This is a genomic window from Actinomyces slackii, assembly GCF_900637295.1.
GTDB lineage: Bacteria > Actinomycetota > Actinomycetes > Actinomycetales > Actinomycetaceae > Actinomyces > Actinomyces slackii.
Window position 1 is genome coordinate 3,048,105 of the sequence record NZ_LR134363.1, and the last position, 18,943, is coordinate 3,067,047.

General features: G+C 70.6%; 13 protein-coding genes. 9 read left to right on the top strand and 4 right to left on the bottom strand.

Annotated elements, in window-relative coordinates; all coding sequences use genetic code 11:
- Positions 1–20 precede the first annotated feature (20 nt).
- Genes EL266_RS12605 through EL266_RS12630 form a run of 6 tightly spaced genes read left to right on the top strand, consistent with a single transcriptional unit; the run spans position 21 to position 7,159 of the window.
- Entirely contained in the window at positions 21–1,961 is a 1,941-nt protein-coding gene (locus tag EL266_RS12605; RefSeq protein WP_084500569.1) for a phosphotransferase, read from the top strand.
- The gene (locus tag EL266_RS12610; protein ID WP_084500537.1) at positions 1,958–2,998 is read left to right on the top strand and encodes a DMT family transporter; all 1,041 of its coding nucleotides are present in this window, start codon (positions 1,958–1,960) and stop codon (positions 2,996–2,998) included. Before EL266_RS12605 ends, EL266_RS12610 begins: the two co-directional genes overlap by 4 nt.
- The gene (locus EL266_RS12615; RefSeq protein WP_051281008.1) at positions 2,991–3,896 is read left to right on the top strand and encodes a LicD family protein; all 906 of its coding nucleotides are present in this window, start codon (positions 2,991–2,993) and stop codon (positions 3,894–3,896) included. The genes EL266_RS12610 and EL266_RS12615 overlap by 8 nt, the downstream gene beginning before the upstream one ends.
- Positions 3,893–4,768, top strand: coding sequence for a LicD family protein (locus tag EL266_RS12620; protein ID WP_026426524.1), 876 nt, complete (start codon positions 3,893–3,895; stop codon positions 4,766–4,768). Before EL266_RS12615 ends, EL266_RS12620 begins: the two co-directional genes overlap by 4 nt.
- Positions 4,765–6,012 (top strand): lipopolysaccharide biosynthesis protein, encoded by a 1,248-nt coding sequence (locus tag EL266_RS12625; RefSeq protein WP_026426523.1) that lies wholly within the window; start codon positions 4,765–4,767, stop codon positions 6,010–6,012. Before EL266_RS12620 ends, EL266_RS12625 begins: the two co-directional genes overlap by 4 nt.
- Before the next feature lie 37 nt (positions 6,013–6,049).
- Positions 6,050–7,159, top strand: coding sequence for a glycosyltransferase family 4 protein (locus tag EL266_RS12630; protein WP_026426522.1), 1,110 nt, complete (start codon positions 6,050–6,052; stop codon positions 7,157–7,159).
- On the opposite strand, the gene EL266_RS12635 is transcribed toward EL266_RS12630, so the two are convergent.
- The 4 genes from EL266_RS12635 to EL266_RS12650 all read right to left on the bottom strand — a co-directional run bounded on the left by EL266_RS12635 (position 7,129) and on the right by EL266_RS12650 (position 12,349).
- The gene (locus EL266_RS12635; protein ID WP_051281007.1) at positions 7,129–8,931 is read right to left on the bottom strand and encodes a DUF2142 domain-containing protein; all 1,803 of its coding nucleotides are present in this window, start codon (positions 8,929–8,931) and stop codon (positions 7,129–7,131) included. The two genes, EL266_RS12630 and EL266_RS12635, sit on opposite strands and share 31 nt — an antisense overlap.
- Positions 8,924–10,366 carry a sugar nucleotide-binding protein gene (locus EL266_RS12640; protein ID WP_026426521.1) on the bottom strand — a complete coding sequence of 481 codons (1,443 nt, stop codon included), beginning with the start codon at positions 10,364–10,366 and terminating at the stop codon, positions 8,924–8,926. Before EL266_RS12640 ends, EL266_RS12635 begins: the two co-directional genes overlap by 8 nt.
- A gap of 115 nt (positions 10,367–10,481) precedes the next feature.
- Positions 10,482–11,960, bottom strand: a complete 1,479-nt coding sequence (locus tag EL266_RS12645) for a glycosyltransferase (RefSeq protein WP_026426520.1) — start codon at positions 11,958–11,960, stop codon at positions 10,482–10,484.
- Entirely contained in the window at positions 11,957–12,349 is a 393-nt protein-coding gene (locus EL266_RS12650; protein WP_026426519.1) for a hypothetical protein, read from the bottom strand. Before EL266_RS12650 ends, EL266_RS12645 begins: the two co-directional genes overlap by 4 nt.
- Before the next feature lie 120 nt (positions 12,350–12,469).
- Between EL266_RS12650 and EL266_RS12655 the strand changes: the two genes are divergently transcribed.
- The 3 genes from EL266_RS12655 (at position 12,470) to EL266_RS12665 (ending at position 18,942) form a co-directional block, all read left to right on the top strand.
- Positions 12,470–15,058 (top strand): glycosyltransferase, encoded by a 2,589-nt coding sequence (locus EL266_RS12655; protein WP_051281024.1) that lies wholly within the window; start codon positions 12,470–12,472, stop codon positions 15,056–15,058.
- Positions 15,059–15,310: 252 nt separating this feature from the next.
- On the top strand, positions 15,311–15,514 hold the full coding sequence (locus tag EL266_RS12660; RefSeq protein ID WP_026426518.1) for a hypothetical protein: 204 nt from the start codon (positions 15,311–15,313) through the stop codon (positions 15,512–15,514).
- A gap of 245 nt (positions 15,515–15,759) precedes the next feature.
- Positions 15,760–18,942: a tetratricopeptide repeat protein gene (locus tag EL266_RS12665; RefSeq protein ID WP_126412379.1), complete on the top strand. Its 3,183-nt coding sequence runs from the start codon at positions 15,760–15,762 to the stop codon at positions 18,940–18,942.
- Position 18,943: the final 1 nt, after the last annotated feature.

The window sequence follows — 18,943 nt, forward strand, 5'->3', positions numbered from 1 at the left end:
GCGATGATCCCATGCCCGACATGCCCGCAGCCGCCCCCTCAGGGTCCGCGGCTGAGCCCACCGTGCCGGCCCAGCCGGCCCAGCCGGCCCAGCCGGCCCAGCCGGCCCAGCCGACTCAGCCTGCCCAGACACCCCAGTTGACCCAGCCCCAATTCGACATCCTCTACGCCCTGCTGAGGGCCGGGAGCGCCCTGACCCAGCGCGAGCTCCACACCGCCACCGGGATGTCCCTGGGAGCGGTCAACACCGCGGTGCGCGAGTGCGAGGCCCTGGGCCATCTCGCCGAGCGCCGGCTGACCGAGGCCGGTCGGGCCGCGCTGGAGCCCTACCGGGTCGACAACGCCATCATCATGGCCGCCGGCCTGTCCCAGCGATTCGCCCCCATCTCCTACGAGCGCCCCAAGGGCATCCTGCGCGTGCGCGGCGAGGTCCTGGTCGAGCGGCAGATCCGCCAGCTCCAGGAGGCCGGGATCACCGACATCACCGTCGTGGTGGGCTACAAGAAGGAGTACTTCTTCTACCTGGCCGAGAGGCTCGGCGTGAGGATCGTGGTCAATGACGACTACACCAACCGCAACAACAACGGCTCGCTGTGGGTGGTGCGCCAGGCCCTGGGCAACACCTACGTGTGCTCCTCGGATGACTACTTCACGGTCAACCCCTTCGACTCCCACGTCCACAAGGCCTACTACTCGGCCCAGTACGTCGAGGGCCCCACCGAGGAGTGGTGCCTGATCACCGGGGCGGGCGGGCGCATCACCGGCGCCCAGATCGGCGGGCGCGACGCCTGGACCATGCTCGGGCACGTCTACTTCGACCGCGCCTTCTCCGCGACCTTCCGGCGCATCCTGGAGGAGGTCTACCACCTTCCCGAGACCCCGCCCAAGCTCTGGGAGGCGATCTACATCGACCATGTCAAGGAGCTCGACATGGTCATCCGCCGCTACCCCGACGGCGTCATCAACGAGTTCGACTCCCTGGACGAGCTGCGCGGGTTCGACCCCCTGTTCTTGGAGAACGTGGACTCCGAGTCCCTGGACAACATCGCCTCGGCCCTGGGCTGCCCCAAGACGGAGATCCGCGACCTCTACCCGCTCAAGCAGGGGATCACCAACCTGTCCTGCCACTTCACGGTGGGCGACAAGGAGTACCTCTACCGCCACCCCGGCATCGGCACGGACAAGATCATCAACCGGGAGGTCGAGTTCGAGGCCCTGCGTCTGGCCTGCGAGCTGGGCCTGGACCGCACCTTCCTGACCGGCGATCCGGCCAAGGGCTGGAAGATCTCCTCCTTCATCCCCGACGCCCACACCCTGGACCCCTCCCGGCCCGGGGAGCTCGAGCAGGCCATGCGCATGAACCGCGACCTCCACACCAGCGGCGCGCAGCTGTCGCGGAGCTTCGACTTCGTCCAGGAGGGGATGAGGTATGAGAGGCTCCTGGAGGAGCACGGCCCCATTGACGTGCCCGGCTACGCCGAGCTGCGGGACAAGGTCGTGCGCCTCAAGGCCCATGCCGACGCCGATGGCTTCCCCATCGTCGCCAGCCACAACGACCTGTCCTTCGTCAACGTCCTGGTGGACGCCACCGGGCGCCTGGACCTCATTGACTGGGAGTACGCCGGCATGTCCGACGTCGCCAGCGACTTCGGGACGCTGGTGGTGTGCTCCGAGCTGAGCCCCGAGCAGGCGCAGACCGCCCTGACCGCCTACTTCGGGCGCGAGCCCACCGCCGTCGAGCGCCGCCACTTCTGGTCCTACGTGGTCTTCGCCGGGTGGTGCTGGTACGTGTGGGCCCTGGCCAGGGAGGCCGAGGGCGACGACGTGGGCATGTGGCTGTTCATCTACTACCGTCACGCCGCCGAGCACGTCGACGCCCTGCTGGAGTCCTACGAGTCCGGCGCCGAGGAGCTGGACGCCCACCTGAGCGGCCACCGCCTGAGCACGAGGAGCGGGTCATGAGGTTCGGCATCATCAGCGGCTGCCTGTGGGGCCTGGACACGGTGGTGCTCGGCATCGCCCTGGCCATGTCCCCCTTCCTGGGGGCCGGCCAGGCCTCCCTGACCGGGGCCCTGCTCCACGACGCCATCTCCGCGATCATCCTCCTGGTCTACATGGGGGCGCGCGGGCGGCTGCGCCACACCCTGGAGGCGGCCAGGACCGGCAGCGGCAAGGCCGTCATGGCCGGGGCGGTCATGGGCGGGCCCGTGGGCATGACCGGCTACCTCATCGCCATCAACAACATCGGCCCGGGCTACACCGCCATCATCTCCACCTTCTACCCGGCTGTGGGCACCCTGCTGGCCTTCCTGCTGCTCAAGGAGAGGATGCGGCCCCGCCAGATCGTGGCGCTCATGGTGGCCCTGGCCGCGATCATCGTCATCGGCTGGTCCTCCTCGACGGCGCAGACCCCGGGCTCGCCGGTTATCGGGGTGGTCGCCGCCCTGGCCTGCGTCCTGGGCTGGGGCTCCGAGGCCGTCATCCTGGCCTGGGGGATGCGCGATGACAAGGTGGACAATGAGACGGCCCTGCACATCCGCCAGACCGTCTCGGGCCTGTCCTACCTGGTCGTCGTCGCGCCCGTGGCCGGCATCATCGGCTTCACCGCCCAGGCCACCGTGTCCCCCTCGGTCGGGGTCGTCTTCCTGGCCTCCCTGGCGGGCGCGGTCTCCTACCTGTTCTACTTCCAGGCCATCGCCCATATCGGCGCCTCGAGGGGCATGGCCCTCAACATCTCCTACTCGGCCTGGGCGGTGGTCTTCGCCCTGGTCCTGCTGGGGACGGTGCCCACAGTCCTGGATGTGGTGTGCTGTATCGTCATCCTGGCAGGCACGGTGCTCGCCGCGACCCCCGACCTGACCGATCTGCTCCCCCGGCGGTCCCGGGTCCCCAAGGACGTCCTGGCCCAGGTCAGCGGGCAGGGCCGTGGGGCGCCCGACTCCGAGCAGCCAGAGCAGCCCGAGCTCCCCGACAACCCGATGGGATCCGCGCATGACTAACCCCGCCCCCTCCGCCGCGCAGGGGGACCTGCGCGGCGTCCACGCCCTCATCACCCGGATCCTGGGCGAGCTGGACCGGGTGTGCCGGGAGCTGGACATCCCCTACGCCGTCTACGGGGGCACCGCCATCGGGGCGGTGCGCCACCAGGGCTTCATCCCCTGGGACGACGACGCCGACGTGCTCATGACCCGCTCCGACTACGAGCGCTTCCTGGCCCAGGCCCCGGCCCGCCTGGCCCCGGAGTTCCGGCTGGACAGCACCCGCACCGTCCCGGACTTCCCCTTCATGTTCACCAAGATGGTCCTGCCCGGCACCCTCATGGTTCCCCAGTTCGCCAAGGACTCGCGCTACCGGATGCCCATGTTCGTCGACATCCTGCCGGTGGACAACATCCCCGATGACCCGGCCGCCTTCCGGGCCATGAGCCGCCGCAGCTGGCTGTGGGGGCGCCTGCTGTTCCTGTGCGGGACGCCGCGGCCCTACCTCATCGGGGCCAGCAGGCCCGCCCGCGCCGCCATCTACACGGCCACCACCCTGGCCCACTGGGGGATGCGCGCCCTGCGCATCACCCCGCGCGCCCTCCAGCGCCGCTGGGACGCGGCGGTCAGGCGCTACGAGCACACCCCCACCGCCCGGATGGCCGACTTCACCATGCGCGACCCCGAGAACTGGGTGGTCACCCGCGAGGAGCTCTACCCCGCTCTGGACATGCCCTTCGAGAACATCACCGTCAAGGTCCCCCGCGCCTACGACGCGTTGCTGCGCCGCGGCTACGGGGACTACATGGAGCTGCCGCCCGAGGAGCAGCAGCGCAACCACGAGCCCTTCCTCATCGACCTGGGCCCCTACGCCCACTGGGTCGATGAGGCCCCCGGGGCCGGGGAGGCACGCGGATGACCCAGCCCGGATACTCAGACCCCGAGGTCCTGCGCAAGGTCCAGCGCGCCACCACGCTGGTCCTGGCCGAGCTGCACCGCCTCTGCGCCCAGCTGGGCATCCAGTACGCCGTCTACGGGGGCACCGCCATCGGGGCGGTGCGCCACCATGGCTTCATCCCCTGGGACGACGACGCCGATGTGTGCATGGCGCGCGAGGACTACGAGCGCTTCCTGGCCCAGGCCCCCGACCACCTGAGCCCCGGCTTCCGGCTCCTGGATCCGCGCACCACCCCCGACTACCCCCAGACATTCGCCGTGCTGGGCCTGGAGGGCACCGAGTTCGTCTCCCAGGCGGCCCGACGGCGCCCCTTCGTCATGCCCCTGGGCGTCGACGTCTTCCCCCTGGACACCGCCCCCCGCGACGCCGCCGCCTTCAGGCGCCAGTGCCGGGGCACCTGGCTGTGGGGCCGCCTGCTGTTCCTGCGCGGGACCCCCAGCCCGGTGATCGGCCTGCCGGCCCCGGCCCGTCAGGTGGCCGTGGCCGTCATGCACGCCGTTCACTGGGGGCTGCGCGCCCTGCGCGTGACGCCGGCGGCCCTGCAGCGGCGCTGGGAGCGCACGGCCCGCCGCTTCGAGGGGCAGGACAGCCCCGTGCTGGCCGACCACTCCACCCGCGACCCCGCCCACTGGGCGGTGGAGCGCGATGAGCTCTTCCCCGCCGTCGTCGTGCCCTTCGAGGACATCGAGGTCAACCTCCCCCGCGCCTACGACGCCGTGCTGCGCCGCGGATACGGGGACTACATGGAGCTGCCGCCGGTGGAGCAGCGCGTCAACCACCAGCCCTTCCGGATCACCTTCGGCACCTTCGAGGCCGGGGACGGGGCCCGGTGAGCCGCTCGGAGCGCTCCCAGCTGGGGCGCGACTACCTGTGGAACTCGGCCGCCTCCCTGGCAGGCTCCCTCTCGCTGGTCGTCATGCTCTCGGTGGTCTCCCGCTCGGTGGGGATCGAGGCCGCCGGCGTCTACGCCCTGGCCATCGCCGTCGGGCAGCAGTTCCAGACCCTGGGCATGTACGAGGTGCGCACCTACCACGTCACCGATGTGGAGCACAGGTTCTCCTTCGGCACCTACCTGGCCACCAGGATCCTCACCGTCGCCCTCATGATCCTGGGGATCATCGGCTACGCCGTGATCTCGGGCAAGGACGCCCCGACGGTCCTGCTCATCATGCTGGTGGCCTTCCTGCGCCTCTTCGACGCCTTCGAGGACGTCTTCTACAGCGAGTTCCAGCGGGTGGGCCGCCTGGACCTGGGGGGCCGGGCCAGCTTCCTGCGCACGCTGGTGACCGCGGGGGCCTTCTGCCTGCTGCTGGTGGTCACCGGGGATCTGCTCATCTCCACCCTCGTGACGCTGGCGGCCTCACTGGTGGCGATGGTGGCGACCTTCCTGCCACCGGCCAGGCGCCTGTTCCCCCTGACGGCGCAGTGGGACCGCAGGGCCATCGCACGGGTGCTCTACGAGTGCCTGCCCCTGTTCATCGCCCTGTTCATCGCCATGTACCTGGCCAATGCGCCGCGCTACGCCATCGACCGCTTCCTGGACTCGGCCCAGCAGGGCTACTTCGCGATCATCTACATGCCCGCCGTGGCCATCAACCAGCTCTCCCTGCTGGTCTTCCGCCCCCTGCTGACACGGATGGCCACGCGGTGGGTGGAGGGCGACTGGCGGGGCTTCACCGCGATCATGAGGCGGGGCCTTCGCACCACCCTGGCCGCCTTCGTCGTCGTCGCGGCCGTCACCTATGTGGCGGGCCCCCTCATCCTGGGGCTGGTGTTCGGCCAGGACGTCTCCGGCATGCGCCCCGAGCTCATGGTGCTGGTGGCGGGCGGCGCGATGAACTCCGCCGGGGTCATCCTCTACTACGCCCTGGCCACCATGCGCCGCCAGCGCCTGGCCCTGTACGCCTACCTCCTGGCGGCCGCCATCATCACCGCCCTGTGCGCCGTGCTGGTCCCGCCCCTGGGGCTCCTGGGCGCCTCTCTGGCCTACACCGGGGCGATGACGCTGCTGGCCGTCCTGTTCGCGGTGGGCATCCACGCCGCCGGCCGGTCCGCCCGCGCCGGCGGGTCACGGTAGGGTGCAGCAGACTCGGCTTCGAAGAAGGACACAAGCGATGAGGCTCGCATTCATCTCCAACACCTACCCGCCCCGGTCCGGCGGCCTGGAGCAGCACATCCAGAACCTCGCCCGCGGGCTCGCCGAGCAGGGCCACACGATCTATGTGCTGACCATCTCCGATGAGCCGGGCCGGCGCATGGACGGCCAGGTGAGGGTCCTGACGGGGCGCTGCCACCTGCCCATCGCCGATGTCATCAGCTACCCGGGCCTCGGCACCACGGGCCGCCTGGCCGCCTTCCTGCGCGCTGAGGGCATCCAGGCGGTCTCAACGCATACGCGCTTCTTCCCCATGAGCCTCATCGGCCTGCGGGCGGCCCGGAGGGCCGGCCTGCCCACGATCCACACCGAGCACGGCAGCGGCTTCGTGGCCTCCGGCTCCCCCCTCATCGCGATCGGCTCCAGGGCGGTGGACCTGACCGCCGGTCGCTACGTGCTGCGGGCCGCTGACCGGGTCCTGGCCGTCTCCCCCCAGGCGGCGCAGTTCGTCGAGCGCCTGAGCGGGGCTCGGGCGGAGGTCTTCTACAACGCCATCACCCCTCCGCGCCCCGGCGCTGACCACCTCGATCGCCCCCACCACCTGGTCTTCGTGGGCCGGGTGGTGGCCGGCAAGGGCTGGGACACCTTCTTAGAGGCGATGGCCGCGCTGCGCCGCAGCGGGGTGGAGGTCGACGGCGAGCTCCTGGGCGACGGCGCGGACCTGGGGGCGGCCCGCCGGCGGGCCGGGGAGCTGGGGCTCAGTGGGGTCGTGTCGATCCCCGGCCGGGTCAGCCCCGATCAGGTGCGCGCCAGTCTCGACGGCGCCACCCTGGTCAACCCCACGGTGCTGTCCGAGGGCTTCCAGACCACGCTTCTGGAGACGATCGCCGAGGGCGGCAGGGTGGTGACCTTCGATGTTCCCGGGGCCCAGCTGCTGGCCGATTCGGGGGCGCCGGTGGTCATCTGCCGCCGGCACTCGCCGGCCGCCCTGGCCGAGTCCATCCGGGCCCTCATCGCCGCCCCGCCGGCGGCGGCCGACCCCGAGCTGATCGCCCCCTGGACCTGGCCGGTGCGCACCGGCCAGTACGCCAGGATCGTTCAGGAGGTCCTGGCGGGCAGGGCCGGCTGAGCCTTCTGAGAGGCTTTCTGCGGCGCCTTCTCAGGCGCGCTGGAGGCCTCCGGCGCGCAGGGGCGCACCAGCATGAGCGCGGCCACCAGGGCCACCGCGTACATGAGCGAGCCCAGGGCCCACACGGCCATGGGGCTGATCGGGATGTCCCACCACCACTGGGGCTGGAAGTTGAGGTTCATGGGCATCCAGCCGGCGTCGTCCTTGCCGACGCTGTGCAGCCCGTGGGTGTAGCGCAGCAGGATGCGGTGCAGCGCATAGGCGTGGGCCAGGGCGGACATCCCCACCAGCAGGGTGGCCTGGGGGCCTGTCAGGACGGCCTCGCCCTTGATGCGGCGCAGCCAGATGAGGAGGAAGGGGGCCAGCAGGGGAAGGAGGTAGCGGGGCTGGAGCTCGTAGATGCTCTCGAAGCCCTGGGTGTAGGACAGGACCACGGGCAGGCCCAGGAGCGCGCCGGTCATCACGCCGGCGGATAGGACCGTCCTGACATCCAGTGCCCGGGCGCCGGCGAACAGGGCGAAGCCCGCCAGGCTCAGGGCGATGACCACCGTGGGCCCATCGAGGGGGACGTCGAACCAGCCGGCGCCCCACCGCTGCCCCCAGCCCCAGAATCCGGCGAGGTACTCCGGCAGCGTGGCAATGGTCAGCCGCAGCCGCTCGCTGTCGCTCAGCACGCTAGGCTGGGGTGAGGAGGAGGCCACGGCCGCGGACTGCCCCGAGCCCAGCATCATCCAGGCGCCGATGGCGCTGACCACGGCGGCGGCCAGGCCCGGGATGATCATCCCGCGGCGCAGGCGGGCGCCGATGAGGACCGCCAGGGAGACGACGAGCAGGTAGAAGGCGGAGTCCCCGCGGCAGGCGCAGGCCATCACGGCACCGACCAGGCCCAGGCCCAGCAGGGACCATCGCCGTCGGCCCTCGGCGCGCAGGGTACCGTAGAGCCCCGCCGCGTAGGCCAGCACCCCGGTCAGCGCCCAGGAGCTCGGGTTGTTGGAGACCACGAGGTAGAGGCCCATGGGCATCCAGGCCAGGATGATGCTCAGCGCGTACTGCGAGCGCAGGCGCGCGGGCAGGGCCCAGCCGATGGCGCCCAGGAGCGCCATGGCGATGAGGAGATTGGCGCCCCGCATCACCAGGGCGGACTCATCGACGTCGTCGCCGATCAGCAGGTGGTGGAAGCGGTAGTAGCCCGTCGGGTAGTTGCCGTCGTCGTAGCGCCGGGTGTAGATGGTCTTGCCCTCGGGCACCGAGCCCTGGCAACTCGCGGAGATCTCCTCGTGGAAGGCGTAGCAGCGCGCGGTCTCGGACACGCGCTGGGGCACCTCGACCCGGAGCTCCCCCTCGACGACTCGCGTGGCGCAGCCCGAGGACTCCACGGGCCGTGGGCACCAGATGCTGCCCAGGTGGAAGTCGTCGTCGGGCGAGCCGCCCACGGGCGAGGCCAGGGCCCAGCTCAGCCCGGTGGCGAGCACCGCCACGATGAGCAGGGCCGAGGCCGCCCACCTCGATCCGCGACTCTGAAGCAGGCGCGCCAGGACGCCCAGCGGCCCGCGACGCGAGCCCGCGACCGGAGCCGCCGGGGTCACCTGCGGTCCGGACTGCGCTTCCTCGCTCTGCCCTGCCCCCACGGCCTCAGCGGGCTGCGCAGTCTCAGCGGACCCGCCGGACCCGGCGGGCTCAGCGGGCTCAGTGGTCTGAGCGCCCTGGGCCCTTGGGGGCGGGGTCTGCTCGACGGGCGGGGTGTCGGCGGAGGCGGGGGTCTGCTCAGTCACCGAGACCCGCCTGGTCGCCCAGCGCCGCGACGTACTCCTCCAGACGCTCCATGGAGTCGGCCGGGGTGAATCCGGTGGCCTCGATCTTGGACAGGTCCAGGGTGGAGATGAGGGGCCGGGGGGCCACCTGCTTGCCGGCGAAGTACTCCTCGGTGGTGATCGGGGTGACCGCCTCGGGGCTGTGACCGGTCAGCTCGTAGACGCGCTTGGCCACATCGGCCCAGGAGACCACCGGGCCCTGCCCGGAGAGGTTGTAGGTGCCGTAGTCCGCGCCGGTGTCCAGCAGGTGGATGATGCCCTGGGCCAGGTCCGCGGTGAAGGTCAGGCGCCCGACCTGATCGGCGACCACCGCGGGCTCCACGCCCTTGGCAGCCAGGCCCGCCATGGTGCGCACGAAGTTCTTGCCGGGGCCCACCACCCAGGAGGTGCGCACCAGGTAGTGGCGCGGGGCGGCCACCACGGCCGCGTCCCCTCCGGCCTTGGACTGGCCGTAGACGCCCAGGGGGCTGGGGGCCTCGTCCTCGGTGTGGACCTCGGCGGTGCCGTCGAAGGTGTACTCGCTGGAGATGTGCACCAGGGTCAGGCCGTGCGACGCGGCGGCGCGGGCCAGGTTGGCCGGGCCGGTGGCGTTGGCCCGCCAGGACAGGCGGCGGCCCTCGGGGGTCTCGGCGCCGTCGACGTCGGTCCAGGCGGCGGCGTTGATGATGATGTCGTAGTCCCCCCAGGGGAAGGAGTCCATGGCGGCGGTATCGGAGATGTCCACCTCGGGCAGGTCCACGCCGGTGGCGGTGTAGCCGGCGCCGCCCAGGCGCTCCATGAGCTCGCGGCCCAACTGCCCCTTGGCGCCGGTGACCAGCACGCGCCTGCCCGCCTCGGCCGGGAAGGGGGTGACCTGGGCCATGCGCGGGTGGGCCTTGTCCTTGTCGGACAGGATCGCCTGGTCCAGGTCGATGGGCCAGGGCACGGCGGCGGTCTCATCGGCCAGGTTCAAGAAGGTGTACTGGGCCTCGGGCGACCAGTGGTCGTTGACCAGGTAGGTGTAGGCGGTGCTCGGCTCCAGGGTCTGGTAGGCGTTGCCCACGCCGCGCGGCACGAACACGGCCACCGAGGGGTCGATCTCGCAGGTGTAGACCGCCCCGAAGCTGGGCCCCTCGCGCAGGTCCACCCAGGCGCCGAAGACCCGGCCGGTGGCCACCGAGACGAACTTGTCCCAGGGCTCGGCGTGGATGCCGCGGGTGACCCCGACCTCGTCGTTGAAGGAGATGTTGTTCTGCACCGGGGCGAAGTCCGGCAGGCCCAGGGCCACCATCTTCTCGCGCTGCCAGTTCTCCTTGAACCAGCCCCGGTTGTCCCCGTGAACAGTCAGGTCGATCCGCAGGAAGCCGGGGATCGGCGTCGTCTCGATGCCCAGCGGCTTGGTGGTCTCGACGGTCATGACTCTCCTATCCGAGGGGCCCGTGCCTCCCCGCGTGTGAAACCGGGCCTCCCGGCAGGGAGCGGCCCGACGTCGATCATATCCCGGCCCCCGCGATACCGGGATTCCTCGGCGCTCAGCCCCAGTACTCGATATGCGGATCCGCCGCGGTCAGCTCCCGCCAGGACTCGTAGGCCCGGCGCTCATGATCCCGGATATTGGGCTGGCGCGTGGAGGACTCGCGGTGCAGCAGGCGCACGCTGTTGACGCAGATGATCCGCTGCCCGCCCGAGGCCATCCGCAGGCAGAGATCAACATCGTTGAAGTTCAGGGGCAGGCTCTCATCCCAGCCGCCCAGGGCCAGGTGGTCGGCGCGGCGGTAGAGCAGGCAGGCACCGGTGACCGCCAGGTAGTCCACATCGGCCTGCGCCATGGGGTGGGTGGGGTCATCGGGCTCACCGACCCGGGGGTGGGTGGCCAGCCCCACCGGGGGGCAGATGACCCCCAGGTGCTGGATGGTGCCGTCGGGGAAGAGCAGGCGGGCACCCACGGCGCCGACTCCGGGGCGGCCCAGGACTGCCAGCATGTCCTCCAGCCAGCCGGGACGGATGGGCTCGACGTCGTCATTGAGCAGCAGGAGGAGATCGCCGCTGGATGCATCGGCCCCGGCGTTGATGGCCGCGGCGAAGTTGAAGGCGCCCCGGGTGGTGGCCACCTCCAGGCGCCCGGGCCACAGGGCCCGGCAGCGCTCGATGGGCTCGGGGCCGGTGGACTCCCCGACGACGAGGACGACCTCGGTCCTGGCCGCATCGATGGTCTCCGCCAGGGCGGAGAGCAGCCCCTCGACCAGCACCCGGGTGCCGCCGTCCTGGGTGGGCCGGGCGGAGAAGGCGGTGGGCACGATGATGGAGACCATTCCGGTGGGCGCCTCGCCGGCCACGACCCGGGGCCATCCGGTGGGCCCGGGGATGACCCGCTCGCCGCGCCCCTGGCGCCCCTGCCGCTCCAGGTGCTCGCGGGTGGTGGCGATCCGCTCCCCCAGGTCCCCCACCTCCACCGGCTGGGCCTGGTGGAGGGCCACCACCGGGCAGTGCTCGGCGCCTCCTGCCGCGCAGGCGAGCCGCAGCTGTAAGTCCCACTCGCTGCGGGGTGGCCTCGGGCCCCACACCGACTGGCCCGACTGGCCCTGGCCGGGCCCCTGAGCCTCAGGCTCACCGGCCAGGAGCCCGGTGTCCACCAGCAGGGCCCGGCCCGCGTAGGGCATCTGCTCCATGAGGCCCGGAGACCAGCGCGGGCAGCGGCGGATGCGGCCGGACTCGATCCGGTCGGCGGTGATCAGCCGGGCCGAGCGGGCCTGGGCGAATCCGGACAGGGCGCGCAGGGCCCCGGGCTCGAGCCGGTCCCCGGCGCGCAGCATGAGGGCGTAGGGGGCGGTTGCCCGGGCGGCGCCCTCCTGCCAGCTCTCGCACTCGATGAGCTCGTCATCCGGGCCGGCCACGGCTGCGAAGCTCTCCGCCGTGGCGGCCACCAGCTCCTCGAGCTGCTCCTGGGCCTGCTCCTGGTCGGTCTGCGCGTCGCCGCGGCGCAGCAGGACGGCGACCCCCGCCCCGGTCATCGCGCCAGCCTCCGCACCAGCGCCCCGGCCCGGCGCCGAACCCCCAGGTAGACGCGCTCGGCGTCGGAGCGGGGGGCGGCGTGGCTGCGGGCCTCCAGCTGCTCCTCCAGCATGCGCAGGTGGGCCTCCAGGTCGGCGATCCGCGCGCTCTGCTCCTCGATGATGCTGGCCCGGATGAGGGCCGCGGCCTTGAGGGACTCGACCTGGGCCTGGAGCTCGTCATTGCGCTGGGCGGTGGCATCGTGCCCGGGCACTGCCGGCGCCCGCGCGGGCGCCGGGGCGCTGGAATCGGCAGCATCCCGGTGGGAGGCGTCATGGGTGCTCATGGCCCCAGCATAGGAGATCGCCTCGCGGCGGGTGGGCGCCCCGGGGCGCCCATCAGCGCTCATCAGTGCTCATCGGGTTGCCCAGCGCCCGTCGGCCCGCCCGGCGCCCAGGGGGATCCGCAAGCCCTATCGGGATCCGCGGAACTCGGGGAGCGCCATGGCGCGATCGGTACCATGTCCGCCATGAGGATTGTCCAGGTGTCCGCCCACTACCCCCCCAACTTCATCTCCGGGGGCACCCTGGTCCCCCAGCGGGTCGCGCGCTTCATGGCGGCGGCCGGGCACGAGTCCCATGTCTACGCCGGTCACCTCGATGACTCCCGCAGGCCCTTGGAGACCTGGACCGAGCTCGATGAGGCCGGGGTCAGCGTGACCTGGCTGGTCACCACCCCGTGGACGGCCTGGACCGATCCCCTCAACTTCGACAATCCGGGGGCCGCCCGGGCCTTCGCGGCCTGGCTGGAGCAGGTGCGCCCCGACGTCGTCCATGTCCACTCCCTCCAGACCCTGGGAGTGGGCCTGGTCGAGGCCGCCCACCGCGCCGGGGCCTCGGTGGTCCTGACCATGCACGACTTCTGGTGGTTCTGCTCCCGGCAGTTCCTCGTGGACCGCCAGATGCGGCCCTGCTCCCTGGTCGCCGAGTGCGGCACCTGCGACTGCGATGACGCCCCCGGGCTGGCCGGGCGGCGCCAGCGCCTGCGCCGGGCCCTGGAGGCGGTGGACCTGGTCCTGGCCCCCTCGGCGTCGGCCGCCCGCGTCTTCGAGGCCAACGGCGTTGACCCCCGGCGCCTGGTGGTCAACGAGAACGGCCTGCCCGACGCCCAGCTGGAGCGCCTGGGCGAGACTCCCGAGCCGCGCACCGGGCAGGGCCCGCTGCGCCTGATGTACGCCGGCGGCACCCAGGAGATGAAGGGATTCGATGTCCTGACCCGGGCGGCCCGCCGCATCGGCGAGCGGGCGGGCCTGGTTCTGGACGCCTACGGGGTTGAGGAGGCCCGGGCCCAGGGCCTGCCCTCGTGGTTCCGCCCCCAGCCGGCCTTCCGGCCCGAGGAGCTGCTGGAGACCCTGGGGGACCACGACCTGCTGGTCCTGCCCTCGGTGATGCGCGAGTCCCACTCGATCCTCACCCGCGAGGCCCTGGCCGCGGGGCTGGGAGTGGTGTGCACCGATACCCTGGGCCCCGAGGAGGCCGTGGCCGAGGGGCGCAACGGCCATATCCTGCCGGCCGGGGACGATGAGGCCCTGGCCGAGACCCTGGGGCGCCTGGCCGATGACCCGGCCGCGGCCCGGGCCCTGACCGGGCACGGCTCGGCCACCCCCATCCGCTCCTTCACCCAGCAGGGCGCCGAGCTGGAGGGCATCTACGAGGAGCTGGTCTCCTCCGGGGCCCACGGCGGCCCCGAGGCGCCGCTGACCCTGCCGGCCAGTGAGCAGCCCGACCTTCTGCGCGCCCAGGCCCAGTTGCTCGACCCGGTGCTGTTCATCGTGGGCATCGACGGCGCCCCCCTGCGCTACCGCTGCTACCTGCCGGCCGAGGCGCTGGCGCTGCGCGGGCGCAGGACGATCATCCGCCACTACTCCGACCCCCGCCTGGAGCAGGAGATTCTGGAGGCCGGGGCCATCGTGCTCTACCGGGTGCCGGCCACCGACCGGATCCTGGAGCTCATCGCCGCGGCCAAGGAGCGCCCCGAGCCCGTCCCGGTGCTCTTCGACGTCGATGACCTCATCTTCGACTCCACGCTTCGCGGCCAGCTCGACGGCCTGGCGAGCCTGAGCGACGCCGAGCAGGACCTGTGGTGGCGGGGCGTGGACCGCTACCGCACCACCATGGAGGCCTGCGACGGCTTCATCGGCTCGACCCAGACCCTGTGCCAGGAGGCCACGCGCCTGACCGGCATGCCCTCCTACCGCTTCGCCAACGGGGTGGGGGTCCCCCTGGCCCAGGCCTCGGACACCGCCATCCGCACCTCGCCGGCGCCGGGCCGGGAACTGCGCATCGGGTACTTCTCGGGGACCACGACGCATGACGCCGACTGGGCGGCTGTTGAGCCGGCGGTCATCGCGGCGATGCGCCGCCACCCCCATGTGCACCTGTGCCTGGGCGGCCATCTCAAGCCCACGGCGGCGCTGTCGGAGTTCGGCGAGAGGGTCCACCGCCTGCCCTTCACCTCCTGGCTGGAGCTGCCGGGCCTGCTGCGGGCCACCGATATCCACCTGGCGCCCCTGACCGGCGACTCGATCTTCAACGAGGCCAAGTCCGCCATCAAGTGGCTGGAGGCGGCCATGGTGGGCAGGCCCATCATCGTCTCGCCCACCCAGCCCTTCCGCGAGGCCATTGAGCACGGCCGCACCGGGATGCTGGCCACCACCGCCCAGGAGTGGGAGGAGGCCCTGGAGGCCCTCATCTCCTCGGCCTCCCTGCGCTCGCGCATGGGGGCGCTGGCCCGGCGCGAGGCGCTACTGCGCTACTCCCCCTTCAGCCAGGGCCTGGTCTATGAGCGCATCCTGGCCCAGGCGGCCATCAGGGTGCGCCAGGACGGGCACCGCCAGGACTCGACCTGGAGCCCGGTGACCGATCCGGAGCCCGCAGCCCCCTGCCCCGTCGAGCTCGACCCCTATGGCCCGGGCGCGGCGGCGCGCAGGGCCGTGCCCGGCGCGGTGGCCCAGGCGAGATGGATGGCCCGCCAGGCCGTGGCGGTGGCCCGCACCCAGGGCCCCGGCGAGGCGGCCAGGCGCGCCGCTCGGGCCGTGAACCGGCGTCTGCGTGGGTAACCCCTTGTCCCTCACCCGGCGGAGCAGGAAGTCGGGCTGCGCATCGCAGCCGGCGACCACCTGGCTACAAGCAGAGTAAGCCCACGACTGAGGACCGTGGCAGCGCCCGCACGCGCCACCACTGCCAAGACCATGGACTCCCAGTCGGGAAAGGCAGCCCCAGAGATGGCGGTCACGCGGACCACCAAACAACAGCACTGGTTCGTGTCTGACGCTACCTCTACAGTGAAGGAAGCAGGAAGGAGGCCCGTCATGTCCGCATCCACAACCGGCCTGGTCCGTGTGTTCACCGAGGAGGAGCTCGAGGCTCGCAAGTCGGAGGTAGTCGGCAAGCTCGAGCGTCGCTTCGGCAGTCTTGAGCGTGCGCTGGAGCGCGAGGAGGACTGGGACTACGACGACGATGAAGCAGCCCTCTTCTCCGAGTATCACACGGTGACCTTCCTCCTGTCCGACTGATGGAGGACTTCTCCGCGCAGGAGCGTCAGGCCGTCGACTTCACTGCGCAAACCACCACAATGGCGTCGGAAACGGCAGGCGCGAAGTACAGCGAATTGAAGGGTGCGAACGTGACGATCCACACGAGGTAGCCATCCGGCCAGGCGCGTCGCTCGCACTACGCCCCGGCGCCTGCGCGGATAGAAGACAGGAACTGGCCGTCCAAGCAAACAACTCACAGGGTTGTCCGTGGCTATGGTTGGACCGTGAGCTCCCTTCTTCTTCCCGTCGGATTGCAACTGGCCGCCCTGCTGGTGCGGGTTGCCTCCGCCGCGGCGGACCCCTCCCTGGGTACTGCAGCCGCCGTGCTGGGAGATAGCGGGGGTGTCCTTGACCGACTGCGCCAGATGCGCAGTGGAGATGATCCCCAGCGCCTGGGGAAGCGACTCGCCGAGGAGCTGGAGCGCCGCCTGGAGCAGGAGACGACGGCGGAGAACCGCCGCGAGCTGCGCGGCGCGGCCACTGAGGTCGAGGCGCTTCTGGCCGAGATCAGGCAGGATGACGACGCCGTTCTTGCGGCGGTCCGCAACCCGGAGACCTTCCCGGAGTACTTGCGCAAGCGCGCGACCGGCAGGCGCCGGAACGTCGCGCAGGCCGCTGAGCCGGTCTTCGACGCACTAGTGCAGGTGGTGGCCGAGGAGTTCATGCTCATCGCTCCGAACTCACCGGCCTTCGATACGGCGCATGCGCGCTACGTCATGGATACCCTCGACGACCTGACCGCAACAGCCGACAGGACCGAGGCCAAGACCGACGCGGTTCTCGCCGGCCAGGCCGGAATCGCCGAGGACGTGCGCGAGATCAAGACAATAGTGAGCAGCGGCGCGGCACAAACACCAATGCTCGACGCCGACCATCCACTGCGATTCGGCTCGATCCCCAAGGCCGCACCGGGCTTCGAGGAGCGCCCGGAGTATGACCGCCTGCGCGAGGCCCTCAGCGGTGGTGGCAGCGCGACCATCTCAGCCCTGCAGGGGATGAAAGGGGTCGGCAAGTCCCAGATCGCCGCCAAGTACGCCCGAGAATGCTGGGATGCGGGCTGGCCCCTGGTCGCCTGGATCAACGCCTCCCCAGCCGGCGACCCGGACAAGGGCGTGATCAGCGGCGTGGACATGGGCCTAGCCAGACTGGCGACGAGACTTAAGATCGTTGAGGACTCGGACAGCGTCCCAGCGCGCGCTGAGGCACTGGTGGACTGGCTGAACTCGGGTCCGGGGGCTGATTGTCTCATTGTGTTCGACAACCTGGAGCGCGCCGACGACCTGCGCGATCGAGTGCCCGAAGCACCGGGTGTGAGAGTCATCGTCACGACGAACCTTCAAGGCAGAGAACTGGGGGAGACGATCCCAGTGGGGGTCTTCAGCGAGGACCAGTCCCGCGACTTCCTGCACCACCGCCTGCCGGGAATAACCGACCCGGAGGCTGACCAACTCGCCCAGACCCTGGGCCACCTGCCCCTGGCACTGGCCCAAGCAGCAGGGACCATCCTGGGCGATCGCTGCGGGGTGGCCACGTACATGGAATTCCTCGCCGACGTTCCTCTGGAAGAGGCGGTGGATCGCTCCGACGGCGACCAATACCCCGACGCCGTCTGGCAAGCCCTGAGACTGGCCTACACAAGCGCACTGAAAGCTGCGAGCAGGAAAAATACTGAGCAGGGCCACCTGGCTCGACTCCAACTGGGAGCCCTGGCCCTCATGAGCGAGAACGGTGTCGCGGACTCATGGCTCCACCGTGTCGACGGCAAGGAGAGCTATGCAGCGATCAAGGCTCTGCGGGCTCTCCGAGAGCGCAGCGTGGTCGCCGTCGCCGATGACGACCACATGGTCTCCCTGCACCGCCTGCAGTCCCGCGTCATCCGCGAGGACATGATAGAACCAGAACTAACTGACGCTGCTGCCGTGGTGGTCTCCCTGCTCGACTCCGCCCTCCCTAACTCATCCCAGGACGATCAGGACGGCAGCAAGCGCCAGACCATCAGCACCGTCATCGAGCACCTGGCCGCCCTCGGGACCTCGGACCACAGCGCAGTCGCCAACCAGCCCGATGCCTTTGCCGACGTGCTGTGCCGCACACAGGTGCTCGCGAATCATGCCGGGGTCAGTTCCAGCGTGATCGCGTTAGATCGAATTGTCAACGCAATCGGTGTCCTGCTAGGTCCCACCCACCAGAACACCTTGGCCTCACACCACAACCTGGCTGGCGCCTACCAGAACGCAGGATACCTGGAAAAGGCCACCACCATGTACGAGCAAGTACTGGCCGACTGCGAGCGAATACTGGGCCCCAACCATCCAGGCACCCTGACCTCCCGCAACAACCTCGCCAGCGCCTACCAGGAAGCGGGGCACCTGGGGAAAGCCACCATGCTGCATCAACAGATACTGACCGACCGCGAGAAGGTCCTGGGCCCCGACCACGCAGACACCCTGACCTCCCGCAACAACCTGGCCAGTACCTACCTGGCGGCAGGACGCGTGGACGAGGCCATCGGTCTGTTCAAGCAGGTATGGACCGACCACGAGAGAATCCTGGGCCCGGACCATCCAGGCACCTTGACCTCCCGCAACAACCTGGCCGGCGCCTACCAGGAAGCGGGGCACATTCAAGAGGCCATCGACCTGCACGAGCAAGTGCTGACCGACCACGAGAGAATCCTGGGCCTCGATCACCCAGGCACCCTGAACTCCCGCAACAACCTGGCCAGCGCCTACCAGGCGGCGGGGCGAATAGCGGAGGCCATCACCCTGCATGAGCAGGTACTGGCAGACAGTGAGCAGGTTCTTGGCCCCGACCACCCAGGCACCCTGACCTTCCGCAACAACCTGGCCAGTACCTACCAGAAAGCGGAGCGCCTGGGCAAGGCCATCGGTCTATTCAAGCAGGTACTGGCCGACCGACTTCGGGCCATGGGACCTGACCACCCGGGCACCCTGACCTCCCGCAACAACCTGGCCGGCGCCTACCAGGAAGCGGGGCACCTCGACGAGGCCATCACACTTTTTGAAGAGACCCTGACCGACCGTGAGCGGGTCCTGGGTCTCGACCATCCGCACTCTTTAGGCTCGCGTCACAACCTGGCTGGCGCTTACCAGGAAGCGGGGCGCCTTGAGGAGGCCATTGACCTTTTCGTGCAGGTACTGGCCGACTGTGAGCGGGTCCTAGGAACTGATCACTCAGACACCCTGACCTCACGTCACAATCTGGCCAGCGCCTACTGGGAATCGGGAGACCAGGACAAAGCCATCGCCCTCCTCGATCAGGTACTGGCCGACCACGAGCGGGTCCTGGGACCCGACCACCCCAGCACCACTGCGGTCCGCGAGAACCTCGAGGCCGCCCGTCGGGCCCTTGAGGAGCAGGATCCTAAGTCGGGCCCCTCCTCCTGAC